At 43.0% G+C, this 11,305-nt stretch carries 8 protein-coding genes and 1 tRNA gene; 4 read left to right on the forward strand and 5 right to left on the reverse strand.

The features are described 5' to 3' along the window. Nucleotides 1–918: tetratricopeptide repeat protein (locus AC5590_RS08710; RefSeq protein WP_169268499.1), on the forward strand; the 918-nt coding region annotated here is incomplete at its 5' end. A gap of 80 nt (nt 919–998) precedes the next feature. On the opposite strand, the gene AC5590_RS08715 is transcribed toward AC5590_RS08710, so the two are convergent. From AC5590_RS08715 to AC5590_RS08730, 4 genes are all read right to left on the reverse strand, one after another. Then, nucleotides 999–1,331 carry a DUF433 domain-containing protein gene (locus AC5590_RS08715; RefSeq protein WP_169268500.1) on the reverse strand — a complete coding sequence of 111 codons (333 nt, stop codon included), beginning with the start codon at nt 1,329–1,331 and terminating at the stop codon, nt 999–1,001. Nucleotides 1,332–1,629: 298 nt separating this feature from the next. Further along, on the reverse strand, nt 1,630–2,577 hold the full coding sequence (locus AC5590_RS08720; RefSeq protein ID WP_169268501.1) for an alpha/beta fold hydrolase: 948 nt from the start codon (nt 2,575–2,577) through the stop codon (nt 1,630–1,632). Between the two features lie 974 nt (nt 2,578–3,551). Next, nucleotides 3,552–4,100: an SH3 domain-containing protein gene (locus AC5590_RS08725; RefSeq protein WP_169268502.1), complete on the reverse strand. Its 549-nt coding sequence runs from the start codon at nt 4,098–4,100 to the stop codon at nt 3,552–3,554. A 181-nt stretch (nt 4,101–4,281) separates the two neighbouring features. Beyond that, complete coding sequence (locus tag AC5590_RS08730) at nt 4,282–5,796, reverse strand: Ycf46 family AAA ATPase (protein ID WP_169268503.1); 1,515 nt, start codon at nt 5,794–5,796, stop codon at nt 4,282–4,284. Nucleotides 5,797–6,119: 323 nt separating this feature from the next. Between AC5590_RS08730 and AC5590_RS08735 the strand changes: the two genes are divergently transcribed. From AC5590_RS08735 to AC5590_RS08745, 3 genes are all read left to right on the forward strand, one after another. Continuing rightward, on the forward strand, nt 6,120–6,638 hold the full coding sequence (locus tag AC5590_RS08735) for a COP23 domain-containing protein (protein ID WP_169268504.1): 519 nt from the start codon (nt 6,120–6,122) through the stop codon (nt 6,636–6,638). 100 nt (nt 6,639–6,738) lie between these two features. Beyond that, complete coding sequence (locus tag AC5590_RS08740; protein WP_248277407.1) at nt 6,739–9,930, forward strand: serine protease; 3,192 nt, start codon at nt 6,739–6,741, stop codon at nt 9,928–9,930. Between the two features lie 425 nt (nt 9,931–10,355). Next, nucleotides 10,356–10,760: a hypothetical protein gene (locus tag AC5590_RS08745; RefSeq protein WP_169268505.1), complete on the forward strand. Its 405-nt coding sequence runs from the start codon at nt 10,356–10,358 to the stop codon at nt 10,758–10,760. A gap of 256 nt (nt 10,761–11,016) precedes the next feature. Here the strand turns inward: AC5590_RS08745 and AC5590_RS08750 are convergent. Next, nucleotides 11,017–11,089, reverse strand: a tRNA-Phe gene (locus AC5590_RS08750). Nucleotides 11,090–11,305: the final 216 nt, after the last annotated feature.

Consider the following 11,305-nt stretch of genomic DNA (forward strand, 5'->3'; position numbering starts at 1 on the left):
AACCTGGCGGGACTCTACTACTCCCAAGGAAGATACGCAGAAGCTGAACCTTTGTTCCAACAAGCTTTGGAACTAATGCGACGCCTGCTGGGAGATGAACATCCTGATATCGCACTCAGCCTCAACAACCTGGCGTTACTGTACGATTCCCAAGGAAGATACACAGAAGCTGAACCTTTGCACCAACAAGCATTGGAACTAATGCGACGCCTGCTGGGAGATGAACATCCCTCTGTCGCACAAAGCCTCAACAACCTGGCGGGAATCTACTACTCCCAAGGAAGATACATAGAAGCTGAACCTTTGTTCCAACAAGCTTTGGAACTATCGCGACGCCTGCTGGGAGATGAACATCCCGATATCCCACAAAGCCTCAACAACCTGGCGGGACTCTACTACTCCCAAGGAAGATACGCAGAAGCTGAACCTTTGTTCCAACAAGCTTTGGAACTAATGCGACGCCTGCTGGGAGATGAACATCCTGATATCGCACTCAGCCTCAACAACCTGGCGTTACTGTACGATTCCCAAGGAAGATACACAGAAGCTGAACCTTTGCACCAACAAGCATTGGAACTAATGCGACGCCTGCTGGGAGATGAACATCCCTCTGTCGCACAAAGCCTCAACAACCTGGCGGGAATCTACTACTCCCAAGGAAGATACATAGAAGCTGAACCTTTGTTCCAACAAGCTTTGGAACTATCGCGACGCCTGCTGGGAGATGAACATCCCGATATCCCACAAAGCCTCAACAACCTGGCGGGACTCTACTACTCCCAAGGAAGATACGCAGAAGCTGAACCTTTGTACAAACAAGCGTTGGAGATTTGTGAGCGACACTTAGGAGTAGATCATCTATGTACAATGACGGTTCGGAGAAATTACGCAATTTGCTTGAGGCGGGGATATTTTTGATCGTGCGGTAATTGAATCGCACTATAAATACTCGTCGTTGAGTGCTTGAGACTAATTTTCATCAAGCAAGAAACGCACCTTCACGAAGCACTAACCTGCTGTTCAGTTCTTTGAGCTTTTAATACTCTTAAGCGTTGTACCAAAGGTGAAGGATTAGCAATCCATTCTTGGTAACGCTGTTCACGCCTGTTTGTCAAACGTGACAGGTAGGCATCCATCTGGGCACGATTGTGCAGATAATAAGTAATAGTAGCGTAAATCTGCTCTAAGCCCAGAGTAGGCAGATTAGCTGCAATTTCTTCCGGTGTGTATCCTTCCAAATAATAATCAAGCACATTATCAATCCCAATGCGATGTCCTTTTAGACGAATATCATCGGGTGACAAAAAGTCAAAATAATCTTCTAATTGCATCGGTCTAAACTTGGCAAGATTCTGAGGTTATTTTAGCTTAACGCTATGACATAACAAAAAGCGATGCTCTGGATGAAACTACCACTAATCTGTCCACCTAAACCTATCAAATCACGAGCATGCGATCGCTTTATCTTGAGCCATTGAAAGACGAGTTAAGTTATACATTGGTGCGCTAGGGGCTTTTCTCTTTTTCGTTACAAATCATATTGAAATATGCGCCTAACACAACGCCAGGTGCTACAACGGGGGGAACCCCCGCAACGCACTGGCTCCCCTACAGTAACTCACAGCAGAGTCACGACGAACTCATAACTGTAGACAAAACCCAATCATGCAACAAACGGTTCACCTCATCTGGTATCTCATCATGAGGACAATGACCTGCCTGCAAGAAGTATTCTGTTAGTTCAGGATAATATTGCCGAAACTTGTTTGAACGTTCTCTGGCATTCATCCAAGGATCAGCTTCTCCCCACAATATCAACAAACGACAAGTTAATTGCTTGAGCAGCGTATCAACTTTTTCCCCTTGAGGAGTGCTAAATACAGACAAAAATACATCCATAGCCCCAGAGTCGCAAGCAGGACGATAAATTTCTTCTACTAATTGGTCTGTAATGGCACTTTTGTCAAGATAAACTTTCTCTAGAGTTTGGCGAATCACCCAAGGTTGTTTTATGTATTGAAATAAGAGAAACTGGGCTAAAGGCTGTTGCAAAATCCACTTGACAATTTCACCCAGGAGTTTTTGTAGCTTTTCATTTGGCTTGGGAGGCTCAATTTCAGATTGTAAAGCCTCTGGTTCTGGTGAAGGCTGGTTTTCGCTAAAAGGACCTGCACTGTTGAGCAAAACCAAACCTGCGGCTGCATCAGGACGTTGTGCTGCAACACACAAGCTTGCATACCCTCCCAGAGAATTACCTGCTAACACTGCTTTTTGACCAATCACTTCTGTGATAAACTCGTTGAGTTGGTCACGCCACAAGTCACCACTGTATTCCAATTTAGGTTTGGCAGAACGCCCAAAGCCCAAAAGGTCAATCGCAAAGACTTCAAAATCGTTACACAATCCGCTGATGTTTTTGCGCCAGTGATCCGTAGATGCACCAAAACCGTGTACCAATAATAAGGGAGGGCGTTGAATTTTTGGTTCTCCGGCTTTGACGTAATAAATGCTGTGCCCTCGCCACTGCCAATATTTACCAGGAATTGGGGTTGTAGAAGGGGCTGTTGTTCCCTGCATGATATAAAGAAATGTTAAGTACCTTTTAATAATTATTCTAATACCAAGTTGCGGCTCTATTACCTCACCCCCCTTAACAAAGGTGCACTACCTGGGTTATTATTTATTGGATTTTCATCTGTTATAAACCAAAAAAAATGACCTTCACGAACCTAAAAAACCAAAAACGAACAGTGAAGGTCACTCAATGTATTAGATCCATGCACCCCAGCTAGATTTGTGCATCCCAGATATATAGTTTTATATACGAAATGGCTAATTTGTGTTAGGGGTTCATCCCCCTCAGTGCTATCTGCAGTAAAGCAGCAGGGAAGCATCGCCATCGCCTTCATCCCCTCCGCACAAGACAACTGCATAAGTTAATTTCCTTGGCATCTAATTAGTAAAAGAAAAAAAGATACAGATTATCCCTTGCCAATTCTGGTGGGGGAATTTTTTAGATGCCAAGCCTAAAGCCCGCCAGGGTTGCGTCGCCAGGGAATCCCTTAAAGACAATTTCTTAGTGCGATCGCTTTCATCCCTTCCACACAACTGCATAAGTTAATTTCCCCAACATCTAATTAGATATAAGCAAAAAGATGCACATTATCCCTTGCCGATTTTGGTGAGGGATTTTTTTAGATGCGAAGTTGCCAAAAAAGTTGAATCGAATCGTTCTCATGATGAATTCGCAAACAATTTCTCGCCATCTCTATCCCGTTTGGTACTGGTTAATACGCGCGTTGCATTCATACGTTTCACCTCACCCTCGGTTTTTGCGTAGCAAAAATCTTTCCCTCTCCTTAGGCGAGCCGCGCTTGTTGCACCTGGCGTGAGGGATGCCCGACAGGGCAGGGTGAGGTTTTTGAACACAACTTGATATCTATCAGTTAATACTTTCCTTACACAGGACTTCACGTACGAGCAGATACTTTCCAGATACATTTCATGTCGAAAAAATGGTGTTAATTTTTGTCTTTTAATGTAAAAATTTACTATTGATCGTTTTTTTGCTCAGGCTTTTCTTTCTGCGGTGAATCACTTTCGTCAACTTTTTGGGTGTTACCTGCTTTTACCCAACCTTCTTGTTTACCATCTTCTTTTTCTTCACCTTCAGTGCGAATTTTTTGCCAGGCTTTATCTTGGCTTTCTTGCAAAACGATAACTTTTGAATTAAACCCAACCCCACCAATACGTTCAGCTTCTTGCTTTGGTTCTCCTCGCAAAATTAAGCCTTGCTTCCAGGTGATACGCGCACGGTAAGCTCCAGGTGGTAATGATTTTGCAGATGGGGTAGGCTTGGGTGTTGGTTTGGCTGAGGCTTTAGGTTTAACCGCAACCGTAGAAGTTTCTTTGGTTCCTTTAGGGACAGTTTTTGGATTTTCTCCTTTCACAGAGGGGCTATCATTAACATAAATTGGTTTTGGGGGGATTATAGTAGTTCGATTTATCACATATAAAGCAGTCGCAAATCCGCCCCCAGCTAAAATAGCGATCGCCAATAAAATCCCAAGCGTATATTTCAGTACGTTCACAATCACCATAGTCAGAACCTCACACTACAAATTTTGAATTATATAGCAGGAAATAGGGAACAGTGAACAGTAAACAAGAGGTGGACTTTGTTCGTTTCCTACCTGATAACTGATAACTGATAACTGCCAACTGCTATAAATTATGAATTATGAAATTTCTGATTCTTCATAATTCATAACTGCCAACTTATTATTGGGGCTGGCGTTGAATGCGATCGCTTAAAGGACTATGCTTGGAAGCCAAACGCGCCCTACCAGCTGCTGCCCATTCTTGCAATTCCTGAATTTGTTCTGTGGCAGTTCGTGCTAGTGGTATAATCTGACTGGCAGACTCTAAAACATCATCGGTCGTAAAGTCGCGATTTTGGCTAAATCCAATGTGCATTGCTTCAATCAAAGTTTGCTCAATTTCTGCGCCAGAAAAATCGGGTGTTTCGTAAGCTAATCTGTCAATATCGTAATTTTTAAAGTTATGGGCGCGCAGTCGAGATAAGTGTACATTAAAAATGGCTTTTCTTTCTTCTTGGCTGGGTAAACCAACAAAGAAAATTTCATCCAAGCGTCCTTTTCGCAGCATTTCTGGTGGTAATGCTTGAATATCGTTCGCAGTCGCAACAACAAACACAGGTGAGGTTTTCTCGGCTAACCAGGTAATAAATGTACCAAAAACACGACTCGTGGTTCCCGCATCACCTTTGCTACCAAGTCCGGAAAAGGCTTTGTCAATCTCATCTATCCACAAAACGCAAGGTGCAAGGGCTTCGGCGACTTGTATCATTTGTCGTGTGCGAGATTCAGATTCACCCACCAAACCCCCAAATAATCTTCCCACATCCAGACGCAACAAAGGTAAATGCCAGTGATGAGCGATCGCCTTGGCTGTTAACGATTTTCCCGTCCCCTGAATTCCCACCAACATTAAACCACGGGGATGCGGTAAACCATATTGTCGCGCCCTTTCGGTAAACGCGCCACCCCGGCGCAAAAGCCAATCTTTGAGGTTATCTAATCCGCCAATATCAGAAATTTGCTCTGTGGCTGGGTAAAAGTCGAGGATTTGGGTTTGACGAATTGTTTGGCGTTTTTCTTCCAAAACTAAATCGACGTCTTCTGGTTGTAATTCTCCGTGGGTGGCGATCGCCCTTGCTAAAACCCGACGAATGCGTTCCATGGAGAGTCCTTGACAGGAGCGCACCAAGTCATCTAATACTTTAGTAGGAAGAGAATGACCAGTTGCAGCTAGCAAGCGTTCTACTTCTATTTTAATTTCAGCTGCTGCGGGTAAGGGAAATTCCAGAACTGTAAGAACTTCTGTTAAGTCGTCAGGAATCGCAATTCTTGGAGATAGTAAGACGATATTTTTTGGCTGAGACTTGAGGAGTCGGGCAAAGTTGCGGAGTTTGCGGGCGATCGCCACATCTTCTAAAAACCGATGGTAATCTCGCAAAATAAATACTGCAGACGCAGAGGCTGGGAGTTTTTCCACCAATTCCAAAGCTTGTAGAGGGTTACGACGACCAAATCCCGCATCATTCGGATTACCTTGGTAACCATCCACAAAATCCCAAGTATACACTGGACGACTACCCTGATTGGCGGCTTCTTCCCGGATAGCGCTTTCAACCCGTTCCTCTTCGTATGTTGGGATGTAAATCAAAGGGTAGCGGGCGCGTAGTAGCAGTTTAAATTCGTCACGGAAGCTCATAAGTAGATGTTAGGAGTTTGTTGTTAGTTCTTTCTCTCATTGTTAAGGGTTGTCATGCGTCTAACAACTTTTTCTGTTTCCTGTGTTTCGCGATCGTTCAATCCACGCCTCGCAGTTACAAAAAAATGTATCTTTCTTGACAATGGAATAGGTAAAAAAATATTTGGAAATTTTAATCCTTCGATAATTAAGTATTACAATAAAAATGCCCTAATTAATATTAACTAAGAATATTTTTTCATCCTTTTGGAGAAGCTCACGATTGATTGATTGCAAGCATGTAGTTAATATAACTTCTTCGTTTTAGGAACAAGAGCACTACCATGAATGCCAAATTATTTGCAAATATGCTAGCTGCCAGTGCGATCGCACTTGGCTATTTTACTACTATAATTCACCCTACCTATGCTCAAGTTAATACATACTTTTGTGGTGTAAATAGGGATGGCGTACCAACAACATACGCTCGCAACGCCTTAGGGAGAAAAATTCCACTCATTAGCTGGCAAAGAAATTGGAATAATAAATTTTCCCAAAGAGCACGTTGTGAGGCTGTTTCTGCGAGATTTCAAAGTGCTTCTGTTGACGGTGTGCTAAACTATCTCACAACTGGAACCATGAATGGTCAAAAGGTTTTATGTGCCGCCAGTCGATATGGTGGAACTTGTAGCTACTTGCTACTCACACTCAGAGCAAGTGACGATGCCAGTCAAGTGATTGAAAATCTCAGACAAATGGGTTACACCGCTAGTGGTCCGATTGTTCAATCTGATGATGAATCTCATCAAACCTATATTGATATGAATCAATTACTCAGGGAGGAGCGCAGTGACGCTGAGTAAGGTATCCTAGTTTGGATACGTCAAACTTTCGTGGTTCGCGCTTAGTGAGATAGCAAAATCAAAATACTGGTCAGATTTCCCTATAAATAAATTGACAGTAATGGGATATGAGCAAATGAATTGTCGGTTACTGGCTTTGGTTGTCTGGATGGGCACATTATGGATGCTTCCAGTACAAAGTGTTCCTCTGAATATTTCTAGTGCCAAACTATTTGCTCAGCAGCAAGTCTCACAATTGTCACAAGAACAATTGCGGAAACTTGCTCAATCTATTACTGTCAAAATTATTTCAGGGAACAACGGCGGTTCTGGGATTTTGATTCAGAAAGAAGGTCAACTGTATACAGTTCTCACCAGTCGACACGTTCTGGAAACAGGCAAACAACATCTGATCTATACATCGGATGGCCGAAATTATCCGGCACAGTTGCTCAAGAATATTAATTATGATAACAAAGACTTGAGTGTATTACAGTTTCGTGCACCAGGAAACTACCCCGTAGCCTCCTTAGGAAATTCCTCAACCTTACAAGAAGGCGATCAACTGTTAGCTGCAGGGTTTCCTTTTGAAGAGAATTCATCTGTGTCAAGGCAGATGATTACAACGAGTGGGCGTGTTTCCCTGTTGCTAGAACGCCCTTTGAAAGGGGGATACCGGATTGGATACACCAATGAAATTGAAAAGGGCATGAGCGGCGGACCGGTGTTAAATAATGAAGGTAAGGTTATTGGTGTCAATGGTATTCATGCTCAACCTCTGTGGGGCGATCCTTATATGTACGAGGATGGCTCTCAACCTAATGATGCCTTACGTGAACGGATGAAACGCTCAAGTTGGGGAGTCCCCATTGAAACATTAGCGCAGTTCGACCCCCCAATTATTCCACCAGAAATCCCTCAAGCAAGAAATACACTTAAACAAGCAGCACCAAACTCGACGCCCTTGGTGGCAAGTCTGGTAGACAAAATTGCCCAAGAAGTTACGGTGTTAATCACTTGGGAAAGCAGTCATGGCTCGGGAGTGATTGTTAATAAGCAAGGTAACACATATTACGTCCTCACCGCTGGTCATGTGGTGCGAAACAAGAACAACTTGAAAATTGTTACCCCAGATAATCAGCAGTATTCAGTCAACACAACGGGGGTGAAAACCTGGGAAGGGACAGATTTAGCTTTGTTGGAATTCACCAGCAACCAAACTTACCAAGTGGCGACTCTGGCTGATTATGACTTGGAAAATGAAGACAGAATCGTTTTTGTGTCTGGAATCCCGACATCTGAGGATCCTACTACACAAGCAAAACGTCAATTTAGTGCTGGCTTGCTTTATGGTGGGGGAATTGATCGCGTTAAAGATTCTCGTTCTTTTGCTTTTGGTTATGAACTGGTTTATACTAATTCCACCGATAAAGGTATGAGTGGTAGCCCAGTGTTAGATAGTTTGGGTCGAGTCATTGGGATTCATACAGCAGCAGAAGGTGAACCAACTTTAATTAAACAAAAAACTGGTGACGCACGGGAAATTCAACTAGGTTACAGTTTGGGTGTGCCAATTCATACGTTTTTGGCACTGGTACAACAAGATAAATTGGAACTCAATCTTAAGAAACACACGACTTTGCCACCGCGATTGAGCGCTCCACAGCAAGATGCAATAATCTCATCTGCTCTGAATGTAGCATCACCGAAAGACAATTCGGATGAATTTGAGTGGCTTAGTTATGGAAATAAATTGTTGCGATCGCAAAAGTATGAAAAAGCAGTAGATGCTTTTGACAAAGCCATCAAAATCAAGCCAGACTTTTATCAAGCTTGGTATGCACGGGGACGCGCACAACGTCTACTGCAAAAATATAAAGACGCACTTGAATCTTTTAACAAAGCAAGAGCGTATAATCGAACATACGATCCAGCTTGGCGTGAACTTGGTGATACGCTTTTTGCCTTGAATCGATACGAAGAAGCACGCCAAGCTTTGGAGAAAGTGATTTCACTCAAGCCAGATGAGTTCATGGCTTATCGAGGACTATGTAGTGTTTTGGGTGAATTAGGAAATTACTCAAAAGCGATTAAGGCTTGCGATCAAGCGATTAAAATTAATCCTCAGCCTTTGCAGTATATTCTTCGGGGTGAAACTTTAACTACTATTGGAGACACCACCCAAGCAATTAAAGATTTTAACGAAGCTTTGCGGCTTCAACCTGATAATCCCTTTGCATATCGACGACGTGGAATCGCCAAGTCTAACGAAGAAAATTATCAAGGAGCACTTGAGGATTTAAATAAGGCTATCACTCTTCAAGGTGATAATGGCTATGCCTACGTTGATCGCGGCATAGTTTACGCCATGATGGGAAACCGCAAAGCATTCATCAAAGATTTCGAGACAGCACTGCGCCTTGAACCTGACTCAGCAGCTATTTTTAATAAGCGCGGTATTGCGCATTCTATTTTACAAGATGACAAGGGTGCTATTGAAGATTACACCGCAGCGATTCGTTTTGCTCCGGAATCAGCTTATATTTATTACAAAAAGCTGGGCGATGTGCGGACTGTTCAGAAAGACTACAAAACAGCAATGGAAAACTATAGCGAAGCAATACGCCTAGAACGAAACTATGCTCCCGCTTATGTTGGTCGAGGAATTGTCAATGCTATGATGGCTTCCCAACAGGGATTTACAGAAGATTTCGACACCGCTTTGCGACTCCAGCCTGATAACGCGTGGTTTTATAGTGAACGAGGAAAGGCTCGATTTATCCTCAAAGATCAACAAGGAGCAATTGCAGATTACAACAAAGCCATCAGTCTTTTTCCTCAATTAGCACATTTGTACTATACGTTGCGGGGTAACGCGCGACAGGAACAGAAAGACTATACTGGAGCGATCGCAGATTACAACGAAGCAATTCGCCTCAAACCAGATTTCGCTTTAGCTTACAACAACCGGGGTTTGGTGCGTGTGCAACAAGAAGATAAGATCGGGGACTTCGCCCCCGCAAATCAATCTATTCGCCTCAACTCCAACATACCCACTGTGTTATACATCAATCCAGAGTCTTTGCAGAAGACACAAAATGCCAAAGACTACGAAAAGGCGATCGCCGATTTCACACAAGCCATTCGACTCAAGCCAGATCTTGCCTTAGCTTACAACAACCGGGGTTTAGTGCGTTTGCAAGAGAAAGACGACAAAGGAGCGATAGAGGATTTCAAGCAAGCCATGCGTCTTAACCCAGATCTTGCAGAAGCTTACAACAAAGAAGGTTTTTCACGTCTTTTTCAAAATTAGATTTTGGCAACGTTGCCACTTGAGACAGAACCCTTGAAAATCCTACCAGTCGGTACTTTAGTAGGTATGAGTCTAGCTAGCCTGTGCTTGTCACTAATGGACCGGTCTATATTCTCCTCTAGTAGCCATTCAGACAGGGTAACTAAGTCCTTAGCCTCTGTTTTATCCTCAAGCTCTGAGTAGTCCTCTTTGAGTGTTATTTTATACTTTTTAGGCTTCATAACAGATAGCTTCAAAAGCTTAAGTATCTTGTAAGTCCAGTATTGTCTCTTCCCTAGTTTCACTGTCGGTTAATATCGCGGTGATAGCCATCTAAACCATCCATCCTCATTCTGTTAAACCTGTCCACATACTAGGTTAGCATCCACGACAAGGACGGGTTTGTTTTTGGCTATACTGTATACGTGTTTACCACTAACTACTATATGGAAGTCAAAAGGTTAGAGCTACATAAAGAAAAAACGGAGCTTATTTATCGTGCCTTGGGTAGATGGTTATTTTTGGATAAGTATTTAAATGATATAGGTATTCAGGCTATTGATAGTCTCAGAATAAAACTGAGACAAGCTCCAGTATCAGAAATAGGCGTATTTTACCCTGAAAACAATAAAAGATACCGTCGTTATCCTGACGGGCATAATATGGAACTCAAAATATTAGAACTAAGCAATGAAGAAATAGACTTGATATGTCGTGCCATATTTACAATGGAATACTACGATAGGTATATAAATGAACGAGCGAAAAAAGCGCTAGAAACTATCAAAGAGAAAATGACTATCGCTAGGGACTTAGAAGCAGACTGTGAGGAATATGATGATGATGACTAACCTGACAGCTTTATAGACCCAATATTCAGACCAGAGGTACTTCTAAGTTACCTAAGCAGCCTGCGTAGTGTCTTAATATTACCTCGGGGCTGTTGCCAACCCATTTAGCTACATGAGTGATGGGTATTCCAGCCTCTAGTGACATAGTGATGAAGGTATGTCTACAGTTGTAAGGGCATCTGTAGCCAAAGAGTTGAGCGCAGATAGGCTATTAACGTAATATCAAGGGTTACAGCTTATGGTTTTATTGAGATAATGCCAGGAACCAGACTTGAACTGGTGACACGAGGATTTTCAGTCCTCTGCTCTACCAACTGAGCTATCCCGGCGTGGAATCTTTGATTCCCACGATTAATAAATGTAGCAAAGTTCTATTAATTTTGCAAGTACCTAGCAGAAAAAAATTTCAGCAGCTTTTATTTTCAACTTGAGCAAGCCCTGAAGGAGGCGGGTGTTAAGGCTTCAGCGTTCGACTGAGCGGAAGCTGAGCGGCGTCGTTCGCGTAGCGTCTCCGTTCGGCCTCAAGCCGTGCCCGTTCGCGCAGC

Source organism: Brasilonema octagenarum UFV-OR1, assembly GCF_963888615.1.
Taxonomy (GTDB): domain Bacteria; phylum Cyanobacteriota; class Cyanobacteriia; order Cyanobacteriales; family Nostocaceae; genus Brasilonema; species Brasilonema sennae.

What these genes read in the sequence shown, in the direction of transcription:
- AC5590_RS08715 (WP_169268500.1), bottom strand. Translation starts at nt 1,331, where the DNA reads ATGCAATTAGAAGATTATTTTGACTTTTTGTCACCCGATGATATTCGT.
- AC5590_RS08720 (WP_169268501.1), bottom strand. Translation starts at nt 2,577, where the DNA reads ATGCAGGGAACAACAGCCCCTTCTACAACCCCAATTCCTGGTAAATAT.
- AC5590_RS08725 (WP_169268502.1), bottom strand. Translation starts at nt 4,100, where the DNA reads ATGGTGATTGTGAACGTACTGAAATATACGCTTGGGATTTTATTGGCG.
- AC5590_RS08730 (WP_169268503.1), bottom strand. Translation starts at nt 5,796, where the DNA reads ATGAGCTTCCGTGACGAATTTAAACTGCTACTACGCGCCCGCTACCCT.
- AC5590_RS08735 (WP_169268504.1), top strand. Translation starts at nt 6,120, where the DNA reads ATGAATGCCAAATTATTTGCAAATATGCTAGCTGCCAGTGCGATCGCA.
- AC5590_RS08740 (WP_248277407.1), top strand. Translation starts at nt 6,739, where the DNA reads ATGGGATATGAGCAAATGAATTGTCGGTTACTGGCTTTGGTTGTCTGG.
- AC5590_RS08745 (WP_169268505.1), top strand. Translation starts at nt 10,356, where the DNA reads ATGGAAGTCAAAAGGTTAGAGCTACATAAAGAAAAAACGGAGCTTATT.